At 56.0% G+C, this 19,926-nt stretch carries 19 protein-coding genes, 5 tRNA genes and 1 other RNA gene; 18 read left to right on the top strand and 7 right to left on the bottom strand.

Annotated features, from left to right (window positions below; genetic code table 11):
- The first annotated feature begins 33 nt into the window (after positions 1–33).
- Together N3G78_04160 and N3G78_04155 are read left to right on the top strand one after the other, a co-directional pair.
- Positions 34–1,128 (top strand): 4Fe-4S binding protein, encoded by a 1,095-nt coding sequence (locus N3G78_04160; protein MCX8117111.1) that lies wholly within the window; start codon positions 34–36, stop codon positions 1,126–1,128.
- Positions 1,129–1,177: 49 nt separating this feature from the next.
- Positions 1,178–1,654 carry a hypothetical protein gene (locus N3G78_04155; protein ID MCX8117110.1) on the top strand — a complete coding sequence of 159 codons (477 nt, stop codon included), beginning with the start codon at positions 1,178–1,180 and terminating at the stop codon, positions 1,652–1,654.
- Positions 1,655–1,882: 228 nt separating this feature from the next.
- Here N3G78_04155 and speB read toward each other — a convergent pair whose 3' ends face one another.
- The 5 genes from speB to N3G78_04130 all read right to left on the bottom strand — a co-directional run bounded on the left by speB (position 1,883) and on the right by N3G78_04130 (position 6,348).
- Complete coding sequence (gene speB / locus N3G78_04150) at positions 1,883–2,737, bottom strand: agmatinase (GenBank protein MCX8117109.1); 855 nt, start codon at positions 2,735–2,737, stop codon at positions 1,883–1,885.
- Between the two features lie 73 nt (positions 2,738–2,810).
- Positions 2,811–3,290, bottom strand: a complete 480-nt coding sequence (locus tag N3G78_04145; protein MCX8117108.1) for an arginine decarboxylase, pyruvoyl-dependent — start codon at positions 3,288–3,290, stop codon at positions 2,811–2,813.
- Positions 3,291–3,327: 37 nt separating this feature from the next.
- Positions 3,328–3,864 (bottom strand): XRE family transcriptional regulator, encoded by a 537-nt coding sequence (locus tag N3G78_04140; GenBank protein MCX8117107.1) that lies wholly within the window; start codon positions 3,862–3,864, stop codon positions 3,328–3,330.
- Between the two features lie 157 nt (positions 3,865–4,021).
- Entirely contained in the window at positions 4,022–5,155 is a 1,134-nt protein-coding gene (nspC, locus tag N3G78_04135; protein MCX8117106.1) for a carboxynorspermidine decarboxylase, read from the bottom strand.
- Entirely contained in the window at positions 5,155–6,348 is a 1,194-nt protein-coding gene (locus N3G78_04130) for a saccharopine dehydrogenase family protein (GenBank protein ID MCX8117105.1), read from the bottom strand. Before N3G78_04130 ends, nspC begins: the two co-directional genes overlap by 1 nt.
- A 134-nt stretch (positions 6,349–6,482) precedes the next feature.
- Between N3G78_04130 and uvrA the strand changes: the two genes are divergently transcribed.
- From uvrA to N3G78_04085, 9 genes are all read left to right on the top strand, one after another.
- Positions 6,483–9,299 carry an excinuclease ABC subunit UvrA gene (gene uvrA / locus N3G78_04125; protein ID MCX8117104.1) on the top strand — a complete coding sequence of 939 codons (2,817 nt, stop codon included), beginning with the start codon at positions 6,483–6,485 and terminating at the stop codon, positions 9,297–9,299.
- Between the two features lie 64 nt (positions 9,300–9,363).
- On the top strand, positions 9,364–9,696 hold the full coding sequence (locus N3G78_04120; GenBank protein ID MCX8117103.1) for a DUF4870 domain-containing protein: 333 nt from the start codon (positions 9,364–9,366) through the stop codon (positions 9,694–9,696).
- Positions 9,697–9,705: 9 nt separating this feature from the next.
- Positions 9,706–10,284 carry a GerMN domain-containing protein gene (locus N3G78_04115; protein ID MCX8117102.1) on the top strand — a complete coding sequence of 193 codons (579 nt, stop codon included), beginning with the start codon at positions 9,706–9,708 and terminating at the stop codon, positions 10,282–10,284.
- A 75-nt stretch (positions 10,285–10,359) separates the two neighbouring features.
- Positions 10,360–11,637, top strand: a complete 1,278-nt coding sequence (gene serS, locus N3G78_04110; protein ID MCX8117101.1) for a serine--tRNA ligase — start codon at positions 10,360–10,362, stop codon at positions 11,635–11,637.
- A gap of 23 nt (positions 11,638–11,660) precedes the next feature.
- A tRNA-Ser gene (locus N3G78_04105) sits at positions 11,661–11,746 on the top strand.
- A 29-nt stretch (positions 11,747–11,775) separates the two neighbouring features.
- Positions 11,776–11,869: transfer RNA gene (locus N3G78_04100), tRNA-Ser, on the top strand.
- A gap of 356 nt (positions 11,870–12,225) precedes the next feature.
- A complete protein-coding gene (locus N3G78_04095) occupies positions 12,226–12,378 on the top strand; it encodes a hypothetical protein (protein MCX8117100.1) in 153 nt (50 codons plus the stop codon).
- 5 nt (positions 12,379–12,383) lie between these two features.
- Positions 12,384–12,460, top strand: a tRNA-Arg gene (locus N3G78_04090).
- A gap of 12 nt (positions 12,461–12,472) precedes the next feature.
- Positions 12,473–12,874 carry a hypothetical protein gene (locus N3G78_04085; protein MCX8117099.1) on the top strand — a complete coding sequence of 134 codons (402 nt, stop codon included), beginning with the start codon at positions 12,473–12,475 and terminating at the stop codon, positions 12,872–12,874.
- 290 nt (positions 12,875–13,164) lie between these two features.
- Here N3G78_04085 and N3G78_04080 read toward each other — a convergent pair whose 3' ends face one another.
- Together N3G78_04080 and N3G78_04075 are read right to left on the bottom strand one after the other, a co-directional pair.
- Positions 13,165–13,947: a hypothetical protein gene (locus N3G78_04080; protein ID MCX8117098.1), complete on the bottom strand. Its 783-nt coding sequence runs from the start codon at positions 13,945–13,947 to the stop codon at positions 13,165–13,167.
- Positions 13,944–15,857, bottom strand: coding sequence for a hypothetical protein (locus N3G78_04075; GenBank protein ID MCX8117097.1), 1,914 nt, complete (start codon positions 15,855–15,857; stop codon positions 13,944–13,946). Before N3G78_04075 ends, N3G78_04080 begins: the two co-directional genes overlap by 4 nt.
- Before the next feature lie 262 nt (positions 15,858–16,119).
- Between N3G78_04075 and tadA the strand changes: the two genes are divergently transcribed.
- The 7 genes from tadA to recR all read left to right on the top strand — a co-directional run bounded on the left by tadA (position 16,120) and on the right by recR (position 19,870).
- A complete protein-coding gene (gene tadA, locus N3G78_04070) occupies positions 16,120–16,599 on the top strand; it encodes a tRNA adenosine(34) deaminase TadA (GenBank protein MCX8117096.1) in 480 nt (159 codons plus the stop codon).
- Positions 16,600–16,614: 15 nt separating this feature from the next.
- Positions 16,615–16,703: transfer RNA gene (locus tag N3G78_04065), tRNA-Ser, on the top strand.
- Between the two features lie 51 nt (positions 16,704–16,754).
- A tRNA-Ser gene (locus N3G78_04060) sits at positions 16,755–16,847 on the top strand.
- Positions 16,848–16,969: 122 nt separating this feature from the next.
- Positions 16,970–17,068, top strand: an RNA gene (gene ffs, locus N3G78_04055) — signal recognition particle sRNA small type.
- Between the two features lie 89 nt (positions 17,069–17,157).
- Positions 17,158–18,906, top strand: a complete 1,749-nt coding sequence (dnaX, locus tag N3G78_04050) for a DNA polymerase III subunit gamma/tau (protein MCX8117095.1) — start codon at positions 17,158–17,160, stop codon at positions 18,904–18,906.
- A gap of 17 nt (positions 18,907–18,923) precedes the next feature.
- Positions 18,924–19,238 (top strand): YbaB/EbfC family nucleoid-associated protein, encoded by a 315-nt coding sequence (locus N3G78_04045; GenBank protein MCX8117094.1) that lies wholly within the window; start codon positions 18,924–18,926, stop codon positions 19,236–19,238.
- Positions 19,239–19,270: 32 nt separating this feature from the next.
- The gene (gene recR / locus N3G78_04040; protein MCX8117093.1) at positions 19,271–19,870 is read left to right on the top strand and encodes a recombination mediator RecR; all 600 of its coding nucleotides are present in this window, start codon (positions 19,271–19,273) and stop codon (positions 19,868–19,870) included.
- Positions 19,871–19,926 lie beyond the last annotated feature (56 nt).

Raw genomic sequence — 19,926 nt, 5'->3', positions numbered from 1 at the left:
CTTCCCGTTTCATCTGGAAGGAAGGAGGATATTATGGGCCATCTTGCGGGAAAGGAAGAGATTTTGAGACAGCTTCAGAAGAGGCTTCACAAGAACCCTGTGGGGCTTCCGGAACATGCGACGGTTTATGAGATTCTATCGATCCTCTATACCGAAAAAGAGGCCGAGGTGGGGGCCAAGTTTCCTTTAGGTCTGGCCTCGATCGAAGAACTTCAGAGCGTCACCGGAATCGATCAAGGGGAATTGGAAGGGATCTTGAAAGGGATGATGAAGAAGGGGTTGGTCGTCTCTTCGGTCAAGGATGGAAAAGTCCGCTACCTGCTCTCGCCGGGCCTGACGGGGTTCTTCGAATTCACCTTCATGCGAACGAATGAATCCCTTCCCATGAAGCGGCTGGCTGAGCTGATGCACGCCTATCGGAATACGCCGGAGTTCCTCCAGGAATTTGCCTCGACGGCCACCACCCGAGCCAAGGCTTACGTGTACAGCGGGGTCCTTCCGCCGGTGAGGAGCGAGGTGTTGAGGTTCGACGAGGCGGCCGAACATATCCGAAAGGCAGGCCGGGGAAGCATCGGCAAATGTTACTGCCGGCATGAGGCGTGGCACCTCGGAAAGAATTGTTCGGCCCCCATCGACGAGATCTGCCTAAGCCTCGGGGCGGCCTCCGATTTTCTGGTCGAGCAGGGGTTTGCCCGAAGGGCAACCGTGGATGAACTGCTCGACGTCCTGAAAAGGGCGGAGGATCTCGGTTTGGTCCACATCGGCGACAATGTCCAGGACCAGACGACCTTCATCTGCAATTGCTGCGGTTGCTGTTGCGGGTTTCTCGAAGGGATCACCAAACATCATCTCCAACATGCTCTGACCACCACGAATTACCTTCCTCAGCTGGACAAGGAGGCTTGCAATGGCTGCGGGGTATGTGTGGATCGCTGCCAGATCAAAGCCCTCCAGCTAAAAGGGGATTATCCCGTGGTTGCTGAGGAGGTCTGTATCGGTTGCGGGGTCTGCAGCCACTTCTGCCCCACCGAAGCGATGAAGATGAAGGAGAGGGAAAAGCGGGTCATCCCTCCCAAAACCTACAAAGAGCTGATGGTCCGTCTAATGCAAGAGAAGGGGAGGATTTAGGGCGGCGAGAAAGGAGAAGCTTCTTCTCCAGACACAAAGGCACGAGATGATGAAATCCACTTTGGTCCTATTCCTTCTCCTATCCGGACCTCTGGGGCTCGGAGACTCCTTTTCCCCAAGGGATCCCACGGTGAAGGAGCTGATCGCCACCCCGGAAAGGATAACGGTGGGGGGCAAGGACCTTTCGGTGGAGGCTTATCTGTGGCGGGACTTTATGCCCATCTCACCGCCTGGCGGGAGACCGTTGATGGCCTCCATACGGCTCAAAACGGTCGACGGCACACTCCTTCCAAAGGGTCTCAAAGTGGCGAGGATATGGCTTGTCAAGGGTGAGGAGGTTTGGATTCCAGCCAAAAAGGAGGTGATAAGGGAAGACGGCCCTCCTTCCCTATTGAACATCACGCTGCGGGATGGGCCGAAGTGGGGGCCCGGCCTCCACGTGGAGGTCGTCTTGGAGCTGAGGGATGATCAAAATCGATCCCACCTGATCAGGGCCTCGAGGCAACCGATCCACCGAACGGACTGAAGGGGATGACCCCCGTTGCAACCTATTAAACCTCTCGAACAACGTGGCACCGATAACCCTCGAGGGGGATCATCAAAGCAGGGCCGTGAATCCCCATCCCTTTTTCTCTGCCAATCCCAGGGCGTTTTTGGCCGATCTGTATCGCATCGGGAGAGGCCCCTCCCCCATTTGGGGACCCATCGGAGAACCTTAACAAGGGGGGATTCCTCTCCTTCATCACCTTCCCCTTTAAGGGCAGAAGGCGAGGATCATCTCCCTCAGGAGGACCGAGGCGGTTACAGAGGAGATTTGGGCAGGGTCGTAATCGGGGGTGAGTTCCACCAGATCGAATCCGATCACCCGAAGAGGGCAGAGGATCTTGAGGAGGGAGAGGAGCTCCCGGAAGGTTAACCCTCCAGGTTCCGGGGTTCCTACTCCAGGGCAAACCCCCGGATCGAGGATATCGAGGTCGAGGCTGATATAGACCGGTTTTTTGCCGAGACGTTTCACCAAAGATTGGATCGAGGGCTCATCGATTTTGACGAGGGACTTCATCTTCCTTGAGAGGGCAAATTCCTCTTCGGTTCCGGATCGGATCCCCACCTGAAACAGCCTTCCTTCGCCAATCCGTTCGATTACCCTTCGCATGACCGTGCTATGGGAGAGGGCCTCGCCGAGGTAGTGGTCCCTCAGGTCGGCATGGGCATCGAGGTGCAAGAGATGGAGATCCGGATATACCTTTTGGATCTCCTCGACGATCGGGAGGGTGATGAGATGGTCCCCTCCGAGAAGGATCGGAAATTTTCGTGCCTCGAGGATCGTCTTCAGGGCCTTCCGAATCCAGTCCAAAGCGATCCTTTTCTCCCCAAGGGGGAGTTCGAGGTCTCCCAGGTCGTGGATGAGATGCTGGCCAAGATCTTTTCCGAGGTAGGGACTGTAAGTTTCAATGCCCCAGGAGGCTTTCCGGATGGCCGAGGGTCCGAAGCGGGCGCCGGGCCGGAAGGAGGCTGAACCGTCGTAGGGACAACCGAGGATCACGGCTTTTGCTTTTTCATAGGGAACGGATGCGGAGAGGTAGGATGGGTCGATCAGGGAAACGTTCATTCCGGATGATCCTCGGGGGCGTTCGAAGAAGGCTCCTTTGCCAGAAACTCCGTCAGAGGAACGAGGGGCCCTTTTACTCCTCTTTTTTCTCCCAGAGGACGACCGCGGCAAAGGTAGCTCCCACCCTTTTCACCCTGTGCTCCACTGCGATGGATGTGAGGTCCCGGATCACCCGTCCCCTCACTTTCATCCCCTCGATCGCCATCTGCCTGACCATCTCCTCGATTTCTGTCTTTGGACCCCGGGCCGAATACTCCATGATCAGGCCGGGATATGCCGGGTCTTCCGGAAGGGCGACGGCCACGGCGGAGGCGATGAGCTCCCCCGGCACATCGCAGGTCATCGAGGCGTAGGCCGTGGGCACGAGGGCGCCGGGCGGGAGGGGAACGGGGTCGATCAGCTGGCATCGAGGGGGGACGATGCTGCTCATCTTCACCAGGTTGGTATCCCCGATCCCTGCTCGGAGGAGGGCTCCATCGAAGGCGTTGAGCGGGGTGAATCCCTCCGAAGCACCGGAGACGAGAAAATAGTGTGTGGGTGTTTTGATGATCACGGCTCCTCTCCTTTTCGGCGTTGAGATTTCTATGTCTCTAAAAAGAAGGGGGCGAACTGATCCAGAGGACAACCGCCTCCTTCGAGCTGGTGTTGTGGAGCCAGTGCTCCTTCTCCGCGGTGAGGTAGAAGCACTCCCCCCGTTTCAATCGCAACACCTCCCTTCCGAAACGGAGGTTGACCCTCCCCCGGAGGACGAAGCCGAACTCCTCCCCTTCATGGGGTTTCTCCTTTGGCGTCGATTCTCCCTTTTTGAGGGTCAGAAGAATCGGTTCCAGCCGCCGGTTGGTGGATCCCGGGACGAGGAGTTCGAACTTGGCGATCTTCTCCTTTTCGATGGCCACCCGATCCCGAATCCGGTAGACGATCTTCTCCTGGGAGGCCTCTTTGAAAAAGTCGGAGATGTCTTCGTCCAGGGCCTCGAGGATCTGAATCAGGCTGTCCAAAGAGATGGAGGTCAGATCCCGTTCCACCTGGGAGATGAACCCCTTGGTCAGGTTGGCCCGCTGCGCCAGCTCCTCCTGGGTCAGGTTGCTCAGCTGCCTCAGGGTTTTGATCCGTTCTCCGATCTTCATCGGCCCGTCCGTTCAGTTTAGAAAGAATTTAGTTTAGTAACATGTAAGACAGTATAGAAAGAATTTAGTTTAGCAAATTAAACTTTGGTTAAGTATAACGATCTTTTTGGATTTGTCAAGGGGGTTGAGGCTGGAGAGGCCGAGGGGGCAAGGGTCCTCAGGACAGGCGGCTCTTGTAGTCCTCATAGGTGAACCTTCGGATCAGGGTCAGGCCCGATCGGTCGTTCCATAGCCCGATCGAAGGGTGAGGGATGCCGTTGAACATGGTCGTCTTGACCGTCGTGTAATGGATCATGTCCTCGAAGACGATCCGATCTCCGGGTTTCAGCTCCCGATCGAAGGACCAGTCTCCCATGAAATCCCCTGCCAGACAGCTGATCCCTCCCATGCGGTAGGTGAAAGGGCCCGCCCCCCCGTCGTGGGCCCCCAAGATGGCCGGTTTGTAAGGCATCTCGAGGCAGTCGGGCATGTGGCAGGTGAAGGAGACGTCGAGGAGAGCGGTTCGGATGCCGTGGTTTTCCACGATGTCCAGAACGGTGGAGACCAGGTAACCGGTTTGATAGGTGAAGGCGCTCCCGGGCTCAAGGAAGACCCTGACCCCGTATCGATCCTTAAATTGGGTGAGGGTCCGGACCAGATGGTTCCGATCGTATCCTTCTTTCGTCATCAGGTGTCCCCCACCCATATTCACCCATTGGAGATGGGGGAGGTAGCGGCCGAATTTCTCCACAAAGACGGCAAGCAACCTCTCCAGGGCGAAGGAGTCAGCTTCGAAGAGGGAGTGGAAATGCAGCCCTTCCACTTCCTTGGGCAGATGCTCTCCAAGGAGGTCTGCCGTCATCCCCAACCGGGAGCCCGGTGTGCACGGATTGTAGAGGGCGTAGGGGGTTTCGGAGAACTCCGGATTGACCCGAAGGCCGAGGGAGAGCCCTGCCTCTCTGGCCTGCCTGAAGAATTTTTGGAATTGCCGAAGGGAATTGAAGGTCACGTGGCTGCTGTACCGGAGGAGGTCCCCAAAAGCGTTCTCCTCGTAAGCCGGGGCGTAGGTGTGGGCTTTGACGCCCAGTTCTTCGAAGGCCAAGCGCGCCTCATAGAGGGAGCTGGCCGATGCCCCGAAGCCATATTCCTTGAAGATGGGAAAGACGCCCCAGTTGGCAAAGGCCTTGAAAGAGACGAGGATCTCGACCCCGGCGGCCTCTTCGACCCTTTTGATCGTTTCGAGATTCTTGCGAAGGAGGGTTTCGTCGATGACGTAACAGGGAGAGGGGACCTTGGAGAAGTCGACGGGCATTACACTTCCAGATCGACGTCGTGCCGTTCCTCCCAGGGAAGGCCGTAAAGAGGCAAGAGCTCCATGAACGGGTCCGGATCGAACTGTTCGGTGTTGAAGACGCCGGCCGCCTTCCATTTTCCGGTCAAGCACAACAGGGCCCCGATCATGGCCGGGACCCCCGTCGTATAACTCACCGCTTGGGTCCCGGTCTCCCGATAGGCATCCTGATGCCGGCAGTTGTTATATATGTAATAGGTCTTCTCTTTGCCGTCCTTGATGCCCCGAATGCGGCAGCCGATCGAGGTCTCCCCCACATAGTGTTCACCGAGGGAGGCCGGATCGGGGAGGACCGCCTTGAGAAATTGGATCGGCACGATCTCCTTCCCCTCGTATAGAATCGGGGTGATGCTGGCCATCCCGATGTTCTGGATCACCCGGAGGTGGGTGAGATACTCCTCGCTGAAGGTCATCCAGAAGCGGGCCCTTTTCAAGGTGGGAAAGTGCTTGACCAGGGATTCCAGTTCTTCGTGGTAAATGAGGTAGGATTCCCGGGGACCGATATTCGGGTAGGTGAGGGGACGGTGGATCTGGTGGGGTTCGGTTTCGACCCACTGGCCGTTTTCCCAGTATTTCCCCTTTTGGGTCACCTCCCGGATGTTGATTTCGGGGTTAAAGTTCGTGGCGAAGGGTTTCCCATGGTCGCCGGCGTTGCAGTCGACGATGTCCAGATAATGAATTTCGTCGAAATGGTGTTTGGCCGCATAGGCGGTGAAGACGCCCGAGACCCCGGGATCGAACCCACAGCCCAAGATGGCGGTCAGGCCGGCCTCTTTGAAACGGTCATGGAAGGCCCATTGCCACCGGTACTCGAATTTCGGAACGTCCGGGGGTTCATAGTTGGCCGTATCGAGGTAGTGAGCTCCCACCTCGAGACAGGCCTCCATGACGGTGAGATCCTGATAAGGGAGGGCCACGTGGATGACGAGGTCGGGCCGGAAGGCTTTCATCAACGCGACGAGCTCGAAGAGGTCGTCCGCGTTGACTTTGGCGGTTCGGATCCGGTCCGAACCCACCGCCTGGGCAATGGCCTCGCATTTGGCGAGGGTCCGGCTGGCGAGGAGGATTTCTGTGAACACCTCAGGGACCGAGGCCACCTTGTGGGCGACGACCCTTCCGACGCCTCCGGCTCCGAGGATGAGGATTTTGGCCATAACCAGTTTAAGAAGAATAAAGTTTAATAAACTAAACTACGGGCAATTATAACCCCGTTTTCCGGATTGTCAAGCATTCCCCCTCAGGGTTTACACCTCCCCCCTTTTGGGTTACTTTTTGAAACGGGGACGAGATGGAAAAGATCATCATCCGCGGGGCCAAAGTCCATAACCTCAAAAACATCGACGTGGAGATTCCGAGGAATCGGCTGGTGGTCATCACTGGCCTGAGCGGTTCCGGCAAGTCCACCCTCGCCTTCGACACCCTCTATGCGGAGGGACAGCGCCGATATGTCGAGTCCCTTTCTGCCTACGCCCGTCAGTTCTTGGAGCAGCTCGAGAGGGCGGAGGTCGAGTCGATCGAAGGGCTCTCTCCTGCCATCGCCATCGACCAGCGGCACCTGTCGCGAAGCCCCCGTTCCACCGTGGGAACCATCACGGAGATCTATGACTATCTAAGGCTCCTTTATGCGCGGGTGGGGGAGCCGTTTTGCCCTCACTGCGGGATCCCGATTGCCTCGCAAACCCTTCAACAGATGACCGAGGCCCTCTTCCGGTTGCCGAAGGGAAGTCTCCTCACCCTCCTCTCCCCCATCGTCCGAGGCAGAAAGGGGGAGTACCGGAAGGAGCTGGACGATCTCCGGAAGAAGGGGTTTGTAAAGGTGAGGATTGACGGGATCGAGAGGGATCTGAGCGAGGAGGTTAGGCTGGACAAAAACAAGAGGCACGACATCGAGGTCGTGGTCGATCGCCCCGTGTTAAAGGAGGGCGGGGAGAAGAGGATCAGAGAATCGCTGGAGATCGCCCTTCGACTCTCCGGAGGGATCGCAAGGGTCGAACCGGAGGGGGGGGCTCCCCTCCTCTTCAGTCAGAAATTCTCCTGTCCGGAGTGTGGCTTCAGCTATCCTGAGCTCACCCCGAGGATGTTCTCCTTCAACAGCCCGGTAGGCGCCTGTCCCGCCTGCGACGGATTAGGGACGAGGCGATATTTCGATCCGGACCTGATCGTCCCCGACCCCTCTCTCTCTTTAAACCAGGGGGCGATCCTTCCGTGGAGGGAGAAGGGAGAGGCCTATGTCCGACCCATCTTGGAGGGCTTGGCGAGACGATATCGGTTCAGCCTCGATACCCCTTTCAAACGGTTGAGCAAATCGGTGCAGCGTCTTTTGCTCTACGGCTCGGAAGGGGAGAAGGTCTCTTTCAAGGCCGAGGGGAGGAGGGGGCGTGATCACTTCCGAGAGATCTTCGAGGGGGTGATCCCCCAGCTGGAACGAAGGCTTAAGGAAGACGGGGACGATGGCGCCGATTTCGAATCGTTCATGAGCCTCATCCCCTGCCCTGAATGTGGAGGTCGCCGTCTCAAACGCGAGGTCCTTTCGATTCGCGTGGGAGGGAAGTCGATCGCTGAGTTGACCTGCCTGAGCATCCGAGAGGCCTTGGCATTTTTCCGGAGACTTCGCCTCTCCCCTCGCGCCCAGAGAATTGCACAGGCCATCCTGAGGGAGATCGAAGAACGGTTGCAATTTATGATGGAGGTAGGCCTCGATTACCTGACCCTCGACCGGAGCGCCTCTTCCCTTTCCGGAGGGGAATCCCAACGCATCCGCCTGGCCACGCAGATCGGCTCAAGCCTCGTCGGGGTCCTCTATGTGCTCGACGAGCCGAGCATCGGCCTTCATCCAAGGGATCATCTTCGACTCTTGAACACCCTCAAACGGCTGAGAGATCTCGGAAACACCGTGGTGGTGGTAGAGCACGATGAGGAGACGATCCGTTCGGCCGACTATGTGATCGATATGGGACCCGGCCCAGGAGACAAAGGGGGTGAGATCGTCTTCGCCGGGCCTCCGGAGGCGCTGCTGGAGGAGGAGAACTCCCTGACCGGCCAGTATCTCTCGGGAAGGCGTTGCATCCCCTTGCCCGAAAAGAGGCGGCCTTTGGAAGGGAAATACCTCTTCCTCAAAGGGGTCAAGGCGAATAACCTGAAGAATATCGATGTGAAGATTCCCCTGGGCGTCTTCATCTGTGTCACGGGGGTCTCGGGATCCGGAAAGTCGACCCTGGTGATCGACACCCTTTACAGCCTGTTATCCCGTCATCTCCACCGGAGGGGGAAGCTGGGTGAATTCGTCCGGTCGGTCGAGGGGCTCGAACATATCGACAAGGTGATCCATGTGGATCAGATGCCCATTGGCCGGACGCCCCGTTCCAATCCGGCCACCTATACAGGCCTCTTTCAGCCCATCCGGGAACTTTTTTCCCTCCTCCCCGAGTCGAAAGCGAAGGGGTTTAGACCCGGCCGTTTCAGCTTCAATGTTCCGGGGGGACGGTGCGAGGCCTGCCATGGGGACGGAATCCTCAAGGTGGAGATGAACTTTCTTCCCGACGTCTATGTCCCCTGCGAAGCCTGTCATGGCAAGCGATACAATCGAGAGACCCTCACCATCCGTTATAAGGGGAAGAACATCTCCGAGGTCTTGGAGATGACAGCAGAAGAGGCCTGCGAGTTTTTCAAACCCGTGCCTGCCATCTTCCAGAAACTTCAAACCCTTTGCGAGGTGGGCCTGGGGTACATCAAGTTAGGGCAGTCGGCCACGACGCTCTCGGGAGGGGAGGCGCAGCGGATCAAGCTGGCCAAAGAATTGAGCAGAAAAGGGACGGGCCGGACGGTCTATCTTCTCGACGAACCGACCACGGGTCTCCATTTTGCCGATGTTCAGAGGCTTCTTGATATCCTCCACCAGCTTGCCGACAGAGGGAACACCCTTATCGTCATCGAGCACAATCTGGAGGTGATCAAGTCGGCCGATTATATCATCGACCTCGGGCCTGAGGGTGGGGAGGAAGGAGGATGGATCGTGGCCGCCGGAACCCCGGAGGAGGTGGCCCGGGTGGAGAGGTCCTACACGGGGCAGTATCTCAGGAAAAAGCTGCCCTCCTTCGATCATTGACTTTTAAACCATCCATGAGTCATGAATTAGAGAGGGAATGGGAGATTCTGGCCAGGAGGGATCGATGGAACCGCGGGAGAAATCGAGCACCGGGCTTGAGGACAACGTAGCAGGATTCCTTTGTTATCTTTTGGGATTTATCACGGGAATCGTCTTTCTCGTTGTGGAGAGGAAGAGCAGCTTCGTGAAGTTCCATGCCAGGCAATCCACGATTACCTTCCTCGGTCTCTTCGTCGTCATGGGAGTCCTCGGCTTCATCCCCCTCCTCAACCTGTTAGTGGTGCCCCTCTGGATCTTGGGTCTCATCCTTTGGCTCGTGCTCATGGTGAAGGCGCTTCGGGGACAGCGATATGTCCTGCCGATCATCGGTAAGCTGGCCGAAGTGAAGGAAGATTAAAGCCCTTCGATGGCAAAGCGACGGAAGAAGAGGCGATGGTTCGAAAAGCTCGTCCTTCTGTTTTTTCTCGTTGGAACGGTCGGGGTGCTGATCCTCTTTTTTAAGGACGAGTTCGCCCACCTCCTCCATCCGAAGCCCAAGCAGAAAAGGCTCCTCGAAGAGACGAGAGAGGTTGTCCTCTACTTTTCGGACGAAAAGGGAGAGTTTCTGGTCGGGGAGAGGCGGAAGATCGCGAAGAGGGGAGACCCCATCGAAGAGGGCAAAGAGCTCGTCAAGGAGCTCATCCGGGGACCCAGAGGAGGCCTCCTTCCCACCCTCCCCCCGAAGACCCGGTGTCTCAGCCTCAGGCTGAACGAGAAGGGGGTGGCCAGCATCGATTTCGACCGGACGCTTTTAAAGGACCATCCGGGAGGGAGCTCTGCAGAGATTCTTACGGCCTACTCGATCGTCCATTCCCTCACCCAGAACTTTCCCCAGATCAAACAGGTTCAGATCCTGATCGAGGGAAAGCCCGTCGAAACCATTGCAGGACACCTCTCTTTGAAGCACCCCCTGACCGCCAAACCGGATTTAATGGGCAAGCAATAATTGATTTACAGTGAATTTGGTGCTAATATCTAAAAAATCCTTTCGAAGGACAACCCTTCAAACATAAAGGGTTTTATGCTTGAGGCGAGATATATCCGGGAACATCTGGAAGAGGTGAAGGCCAGGCTGGCCACAAGAGGGCAAAACATCGCTCTTGACCGATTTGTGGCGATCGATGCCGAACGACGCAGGGCCCTACAGGAATGGGAAAGGTTGAGGGCCCTTCAGAAAAAGGTTTCCGAGGAGGTGAGCCAGAAGAAGAAGGAGGGAGAGGATGCGACCGATCTCATCGCCGAAATGAAGAAGGTCTCTCAAGAGCTGAAGGCCCTGGATGACGTGGTTCAGGAAAAAGAGAGGGCCTTGCAGGATCTCCTTCTCACCCTACCGAACCTCCCCCATGTATCGGTGCCGATTGGAAAAGACTCTTCTGAAAATGTAGAAGTGAGGCGGTGGGGCGAGATCCCAAAGTTCGATTTCAAACCGAGACCCCATTGGGAGATCGGGGAAGAGCTCGGGATTCTCGATTTCAAGGCAGGGGTCAAGATCGCCGGGGCCCGATTCACCCTTTACCGGGACCTCGGGGCGAAGCTGGAGAGGGCCCTTATCAATTTCATGCTGGATCTCCACACCCGGGAGCACGGCTACCGGGAGGTCCTCCCTCCCTTTATGGTCAACCGGGTGACCATGACCGGGACAGGGCAGCTTCCAAAATTCGAAGAAGAGCTCTTTAAGGTCGAGGGGATGGACTACTTTCTGATTCCAACGGCAGAGGTGCCCGTAACCAATATCCATCAGGATGAGGTTTTGGAGGAGAAGGAGCTCCCTCTTTATTACACCGCCTATACTCCCTGTTTCAGGAAGGAGGCTGGCTCTTACGGAAAGGATACCCGGGGATTGATCCGGCAGCACCAGTTCAACAAGGTGGAGCTGGTTAAATTTACCAAGCCGGAAGATTCTTACGATGAGCTGGAGAAACTGCTCCGCGATGCCGAAGAGGTTTTGAGGCGACTGAACCTTCCCTATCGGGTGGTGAACCTCTGTACAGGGGACCTCGGTTTTTCGGCCTCCAAGACCTACGACATCGAGGTCTGGCTTCCGGGCCAGGAGACCTTCAAGGAGATCTCCTCCTGCAGCAACTTCGAGGATTTTCAGGCCAGAAGGGCAAAGATTCGGTACCGTATTGCTGGCAAATCAAAGACGGAGTATGTTCATACCCTCAATGGATCCGGGTTGGCCGTGGGGAGAACGCTCGTGGCCATCTTGGAGAATTATCAACAGGCCGATGGAAGCGTGCTGATCCCGGAGGTCTTACGACCCTATATGGATGGGGTAGATCGGATCGTCAAAAAGTGAAGGGCGAAATAGTTTCAGGGGACGGAGGGATGGCCGAGTGGTTTAAGGCGGCGGTCTTGAAAACCGCTGGGCGAAAGCCCCGTGGGTTCGAATCCTACTCCCTCCGCCAATAAATCCAATAAATAAGGATTAAGCAACGGAGAGATGCCCGAGAGGCCGAAGGGGCACGACTGGAAATCGTGTGTTCCGACTAAAATCGGGACCGAGGGTTCGAATCCCTCTCTCTCCGCCAGAACATCTTTTAAGTGGTTTTCAGGGGATTTAGGGATGAGAACCCTTCCCCGGTTAGGGGAATGGGTTCGGCGACCCCGCCTAAGGCGGGGGAGGCGGAGCGAGGAGACCCATCCTTGTCTCTGGCAATCCCACAGAATCATGTTGGATCATTTCGGTCGATCAGGGGGAGAAAGGAGCGAGGATATGAAGCATCTTCTTAAAAAAGGGGCGATCTTCTTTGCAGTCACAGGGTTCTTTATGGCTCTTGCCCTTGGACAGGATGAGGTCTCCGCCCAGCAATTTTTCAACTTTACTGGGAAAGTAGTGAGTATCCATAGAGGCACCCTCGGTGTGCAAGGAGATAAAGGAGAGACGATGAGCTTCGCCGTCGGCAGGCGCACCGTTTACGTCCCTTCTCGCCTGCCCGCCGTTGGTGAGAGAGTGAGGGTCACCTATTTTTTGAAAAGGGGGCAAAATGTGGCCTCTCAGGTAGAGATCCTTCCCACTCCATCCCCTCCGAAGAAATAAAAGGTGCGCCCATAGCTCAGTTGGATAGAGCGTCGGACTACGAATCCGCAGGTCGCCCGTTCGAGTCGGGCTGGGCGCGCCACACATCGAATTCTTGGGGAAGAAGGGCCACCACCTCCTCCCCCTTCATACTGTAAAGGTCATAGGTAAGGTCGAGCTGCTGAACGACGTCGATGAAACGGCGAAGCCCCCCTGGTTTTTGGATTCGGGAGGCCCCTCCCCGCTTCGGTTTACCTCCCTTTGGATCGAAATAGAGAAGGTGGGCTGCCTCGATGACGCCCGGGTTGGCCATCAAACCCTTTCGGGAAAAGATCTCTTCGTAAAATCGGTTGAGATGATACAAGGGACCTGCCATCAGCAATGGGGCCCGGTCCTTATGAAGCTTGAAAACCGAATAGGGGCCGGCCATGAGATGGCGATAATACCGCCTATCGTCGAGGTCGAGGATATAACGGTAATCTTGATTGCAAAGCCACTGGCCGGATCTCGTTTTTAAACATAACTGGTCGAAATAGTAGAGGGAGAGCCAGCTCCAGAGGCCGACGTCCTGATCGATCTGAGAAAAGGAAAAGCCCTGTAACACTTCATCGAGGTACCTCACCATCTCCAACTTGGTTTTGAAGAGATGGTTTTCGACCGATGGGCTCTTCGGAAGCTTTAAGGAGGTCGAGGGATCCGTCAGAAGCTCCTTCGGAACGGGAAGCTTTGAGCCCTGGCGGAGGCTACCTAAAAAATTCCTGAACTCCAGGATTCCCTTTTGGTTTAATCTTCGAAGTATCTCGGCCATCATTTACCTTTTGGCCTCTGCTCTTTAACAAATCGTTCGAGAACCTGGTGATTCGAGCAGAAGGCCTCGACCACTTCGTCGATCCACCTCAGCTTCTGTTGCCTTGCGGGCTCCGACTGTCCCGGAGGAGGGAGATGCCTTCTTCCCAGGACCTGAATGGCGAACCTGAGCCACTGGCCCATCCCTTCCACTTCGTCCCCGGCCTCGGCATCGGGATCATTGCAATCCTCTTCTACGACGATCTTCAAGAGGATTTGGCGGAAGACTTCGGGATAGACCAGGCCGAGAAAGTGGCCATCGGAACGGGCGATTTCCCTTATATTTTCGACCCGTTTGTTCAATTGGAGGATGGGAAGGTCTCCCTCGAGGTCGAGGCGCCAGACGAGATTTCCAAGGTCGACGAATTCGACGGGAAGGAGGGACTCCCTCGCGCCCTCGTCTTCTTCTTTCCGTTTGGGACGGATGCTATCGGCCGAGGCCAGGATCCTCCCCTTCCGGTCCACAACCTTAACCCGAAAAAGAACCAGGGCGTCGGGATCGAGGCCCTCGAGGGGGGAGTTGACCGGAAACCTGGGGGCCGAGACAGTCCCGCAGGCGAACCTTTGGAAATAGGCCCTCCGGTAAGCTTCGATGTAGATCTGGGCACTTCCTGGGAGGTCGAGGCTCGTGAAATCGATGGAGGCATCGAAAGAAAGGGTGTTTTTCGAACTCTTACGGAGCGAGAACGAGAGTTTCGGCCTTGGGATCCTCTTCCTTCCCGTATAATTGAACCTTCGGATCATAGCATCCCATCCAGATCCAGAGAGGTCGTCGTCCGGATCTTCAAATCCCGGTTCGGATCGAAACCGGTTACCAAGAGCTGGAACCCCCTCTCCTCTATCACTACGTGGAGCCTGTTGGGTTTTGAGATGGAGACCTTAACCCCCCTCCCCTTGATCTTGATGGGAGGTTTGTTCAGTTCGAAATCGAGCGGGCTGTAGCGATGAAAGGGATTGCCCTGCCGGACGTCATAAGCCATCTCCACCTCGATCTCTTTCGGAAGGATATCGGCATGGGGAAGGGCGGAGAGTCGAAATCCTTGCTCCGTTCGTTGGAGGAAGAGGAATCGATCGGCGCTCACCCCTTGAGGCCCCACCCCTCCCTCAGGGCCATCGCTTCCGGTATATTTTGTTGGCCTCATTCTTGAACCCGGCGCAGCCTGGCTTCTTGGGAGCTCGAGATAAAAAAGCTCTCTGAGGAGGTCGGCGTCTCGGCCTTCAGCCGGTTTGGAGAGGATCTTAACGATCTCCTTTGGACTGTTTTTGACGAAACGCAAACAGGAAGGGCCTCGAACATAACGGCCTCTAAATTTAGGGGATCGTTCCTGCCATTCGGTATGAGCCGGGTTTTCCGAATCGCCCAGAAGCCTAGAGAGAGGCCTGTCAGAGACCGTGACGATCACCCGCATCCCTCCCTGCCTGAGGGAGGAGACACCGGTGATGGTGATTCCATCCCTGATGAAGAAGTCCTCACCCGGTTCGAGGTAATGGTCTCTTTCGAGGTAGACCTTGAAGAAGGAACGCTGAAGCTCCCCTGCCTCCTTTTTGACCCAGAGGGGGACCCGGAGGGCTATACGTTCCCCTTCGTCGAGGCTCCTCCGGAGGCGGGTCAATTGTTCGGGCTCGAATAGGTTCTCGTCCCATTTAGGGCCTTGATCTACCGGGGGTTCTTTTAAGGAGGCACAGGACTCTTCCGGAAGCTCGATGGCCCATTTTGCAAATTCCAACCTCCGCCGGATCGAATCCCGATCAGGGAGGTTGCTATTTTCGACGAAACGGAGGATACTGAGACGGCTCAATTCCTGCTCGCGGTTTCCCTCCACCACCGTGACCGCAAGGTCTCCGGACAGGATGGGGAAGAAATACTGGTTCACCACCGCTCGGAGGACCTCCCCGGGAGTGAGTTCCTTCTCAGGGAAAGGCACGACGATCGAAAGCCCCGGTTCTTCTTTGCGGCAGAGGCAGAAGTCATTGGAGAAGGTTTCGATGAATTTCGGGTCTTCGCAAGGAAGTGCAAAATCCCCCTCGAAAAGGCCGAAATATCCGTAAGGGCCGTATTTCGACCCGTCACACCAGTGGATTTTTAAGACGGACTGCCCCATGAGGAGTTTGGCAGGGGGTTGCCTCCTGATCGTCAACCCAAAAAAGGAGTTGATCCTTGAGGAGGCTTGAAAAACCGTCTTCCCGAGGCCCCACCTTCCCCGGGCGGTTGTCCCTTCCAAGGCCCGTCCGATATTTCTCCAGAAATAGAAGAAATCGTTCTTCTTCCCTCCGATCTCTCCCTCCTCGTCCTCCCGGATATCCCCTTCGAGTCCCCTCGTCCCAAAGTCTTCGATGATCAGGAAGTCCATCGGCTCGTCCATGGTAACACGACTTAGGAGGCCACATCCACGGGCCCCAAGGTGGTTTCTCAAGCCTCTCAAATAAGGCTCGCTCCTATATGGCGGGAGGTATTGTGCGGGGGAGGGAAAGGTGAAGACGAGCTTGACCTTCTCTCCCGGGATGGCGGCATCCAGGGAATTCTGAATCGTTTCCCGGATCAGTGCATCAGAGAGGCTTCCGAGGGCCTCTGTGGAGAAGAATTCGCCCTCGATGGGGTCGATATTCATCTCTCCTTTGCTCATCTTTCGGAATTGCCAGTGCGGTTGGATCATAGGGGGGTCGAGATGACTCTTGGTCTGGGATCATCCTATTATAGCTTATGTCCGAGAGATTGTGAACCGGATTCAATCATGGAAGCTATGTCTTTTTGGCAGTTCCACTTTTTCTCAGAAACGGAGGTGCCCTTCGTTCAGAGGTGGGGTTATATAATAAGGAAGCCAGGTGGTAAAATGGTATCGATTTGTGTTATGAATTAGAGATCGTTGGAAGGGCACCAAACATTTAGAAATGGTTAGTGATTTTGATGAATTTTATATGAAACTGGCTCTCGAGGAGGCCAAAAGGGCGACCTTGGCCGAAGAGGTTCCAGTCGGGGCCGTTTTAATATTAGAGGGGAAGGTCATTGCAAAGGATCACAACCGGTGTGTGGAGCTGAGCGACCCCACCGCCCATGCGGAGATCCTGATTTTGAGGAGGGCAGGGGAGGCCCTGAAAAATTATCGATTGAATGGGGCGGTTGTTTACGTCACCGTCGAACCCTGCCCGATGTGTGCCTCGGCCATGGTCCACAGCCGGATCTCGAGGCTCGTCTTTGGCGCCTACGAGCCCAAATCCGGGGCCGTGGTCTCAAGGTTCAAACTGTTGCAGAATGGGAGTCTTAATCATAGGATAGAGGTGACGGCAGGGGTTCTTGAAAAGGAATGTGCGGAGGTATTAAGGAACTTCTTCAGGGAAAGAAGGGAACAACCGGACCGTTTTAAGTCAGAGGAACCGGACGGGTCTTTCCAAGATTGATCGATTTTGTTTAGGGGAGAGGTTGCCGAGGGGTTTAAGGCGCCGCTCTCGAAAAGCGGTTCTCCCGAAAGGAGACGTGGGTTCGAATCCCACCCTCTCCGCCAAAATTGCTTTTTCTATTTTAAATTGGAGAATGGGCTAAAGGGGATGGTCGCGGAGAGATGCCCGAGAGGCCGAAGGGGCTCGCCTGCTAAGCGAGTATCCTGCTAAAAACGGGATCGAGGGTTCGAATCCCTCTCTCTCCGCCACTTATTTTTTATTGAGGGTTGGGTGGTTTTAGGGATGAGAACCCTTCCCCGGTTAGGGGAATGGGTTCGGCGACCCCGCTTCAGGCGGGGGAGGCGGAACGAATCAACGAATCAAGGATGGTAGCCGGGTCCTGCGCAACAAGAGATTACAAACCCCGCCAGGTCCGGAAGGAAGCAACGGTAGTAATCCCCCTTGTGTGCCGCAGGGGAGCCTGGCTACCTTTCATCGATCATAACCGGGAAGGGGATCGTCGAAACGAGCCGGACCTAAACGCGACCTAAATCTCTCCGTCCCCCTGATAGAACACCCATGTCCTACCTTGTACTGGCCAGACAGTGGAGGCCCCAGGTCTTCGAAGAGGTGATCGGGCAGAGGTCGATCACCAGGACCCTTCAGAATGCCCTTGCCCAGGATCGGGTCTCCCACGCCTTCTTGTTCACAGGCCCCCGGGGGGTGGGAAAGACCTCCACGGCTCGGATCTTAGCCAAGGCCCTGAATTGCGAAAAGGGGCCCCGTCTGATCAACCCCTGCAACACCTGTTCCCAATGCAGGGAGATTACGGAAGGGATCTCGATGGATGTGATCGAGATCGATGGCGCATCGAATCGGGGGATCGAGGAGATCCGGGAGTTGAGGGAGAATGTTCGTTATACGCCCGCAAGGGGCCGTTATAAAATCTACATCATCGACGAAGTCCACATGCTGACCCGGGAGGCCTTCAATGCCCTCCTGAAGACCCTCGAAGAACCTCCGGGGCACATCGTCTTTATCTTTGCGACCACCGAGCCTCACAAGATCCCCGCCACGATCCTTTCCCGATGCCAGCGGTACGATTTCAAAAGGATCCCCTTTAAAGAGATGATGGAAAACCTGAGACGGATCGCGGAGGCCGAAGGGATTGAGATCAGCCCCAAGGCCCTTTTCATGCTCGTCCGAGAATCGGACGGCAGTATGCGGGATGCCCAGAGCCTCCTCGATCAGGTGATCTCCTACGGGGGCAGCCGGATCCGCGATGAAGACGTCGCCGAAGTCCTCGGGTTGATCGACCGAAAGCTCCTCGCCGATACGATCGAGGCCTTCGCCAATAACGATCCACGGAGATGCGTGGAGATTGTGGAGGAGATCTACCAGTATGGCTACGACATTCAACGATTCTGCCAGGAGCTCCTTCAGACCCTTCGGAACCTCCTCCTGATCAAGGTGAGCGAAGATTGCGGCCGTTTGATCCCATTGCCTCCCGAGGAGCTGGAGATCTTAAAGGGGCAGGCCAAGCGATTCCATTTCGAACACCTCAATCACCTCTTCAACCTCCTCCTGAAAGGGGAAACGGAGATCGCCCAGTCGACCTTTCCCCGGGCCCTCCTGGAGATCACTTTGATCCGGATGGCTACCCATCGGCCCATCCTTCCCATTGACGAGATCTTGAAGAGGTTGGACGCCTTGGAGAGGTCTGGCCCTTTTGAGCCTTCGGGTGTAACCGCCTCGCCATCTCCCCCCCCGAGTCAAAACAGGGCCGAGTTGCGCAAGGCCTCTGCCGACACGGCTTCGAAGGGGGACCCAGAAGGGGAGGATGAGGTCAGCTCCGAAACGGTCATGGGAGGAGACTCTCCTCCCCGGAGGCCAGAGGACCTTGAGGTATACCGGGAACACAGAAGTCAGGAGGAATCTTTAGAACCTTCGGAAGATCTATGGAGAGGCCTGGTCGATTTTGCAAGGGCCAAAAATCTCATCTTAGGTTCTTATCTGATCTTTGGGACCCCCCTCCGCCTGTCCGATGAGCTGGTGGAGATCGGATTTGAGAAAGGATCGTTTCACCACGACCGCCTGTCGGAGAAGAGCTATTTTAACCAGCTGGAATCGATCTGTCGGGAATACTTCAAGAAGAAGACGAAGGTGATCCTGACTGGGATGGAGAGGGGGTCGAAACCTTCGGCGGACCTGGCCCAAGGCGGAAGAGGGGGCGCAGGAAAAGGGGTGAAGAGCCGGGGAAGGTTGGAGGAAGACCCCTTGATCCAGGATGCCCTTCGAATCTTCGGCGGCAAGATCGTAAAGAGCTGATCCTCAAGGAGGGACCCATGTCAAAAGGGTTTGGAAATCTCTTGAAACAGGCCCAGCAGATTCACACCAAGATCACCCAGCTTCAGGAGGAGATGGCGGGGAAGACGGTGGAGGCCAGCTCCGGCGGAGGAATGGTCCGGATCGTGATGAACGGCCGCCAGGAAGTCCTCTCCCTCCGGATCGATCCCGAGGTCGTCAACAAAGAGGATGTGGAAATGCTTCAGGATCTGGTGCTTGCCGCCGTCAACGAGGCCATCCGAAAATCCCAGGAGATGATGACCGAGGAGATGAAGAAGATCACAGGGGGATTAACCATTCCCGGACTCTTCTGACCCTTGTCCATTTCGCACCGAAAGGATCCACGATGCCGGTCCATGCCAAGCCCATCGACCAGCTGATCGAGGCCCTCTCCAAGTTACCCGGAATCGGAAAGAAGACCGCCTCGCGGCTGGCTTACCATATTTTGAGATCAAGCCCTTCGGAGGCCCAGGCCTTGGCAAAGGCGATCATAGAAGTCAAAGAGAAGATCCGCCTCTGCTCGATCTGCTTCAATCTGACGGATGAGGACCCCTGTTGGATCTGCCAGGATCCCAAGCGGAACACCGAGATCCTTTGCGTCGTCGAAAACCCCAATGACCTCATCGCCATCGAAAACACCGGCGCCTTTCATGGAAGATATCATGTCCTCCACGGTGCCCTCTCTCCGCTGGACGGGATCGGGCCGGAGGCATTGAAGATCAAGGAGCTGATGGTGCGATTGAACCGCGAAAAGGTTTCCGAGGTCATCCTCGCCACCAATCCCACCGTGGAGGGGAGTGCCACGGCACTCTACCTTTCCGATCTGCTTCGACCCTTGGGAATCAGGGTCACAAGGATCGCCTATGGTGTCCCAATGGGAGGGGAGATTGAATATTCGGATGGAATGACCCTATCGAAGGCTCTGGAAGGAAGAAGGGAGGTCTAACGGGTGAAAACAAAAAAATCATTTTATTTCAAACAGTTAAATCAAACCCTCGGACC

This window comes from Thermodesulfobacteriota bacterium (genome assembly GCA_026415035.1).
Classification (GTDB): domain Bacteria; phylum Desulfobacterota; class BSN033; order BSN033; family UBA1163; genus RBG-16-49-23.
The sequence above is the reverse complement of the archived record's forward strand: the minus strand, read 5'-3'. Positions and strand labels throughout refer to the sequence as shown.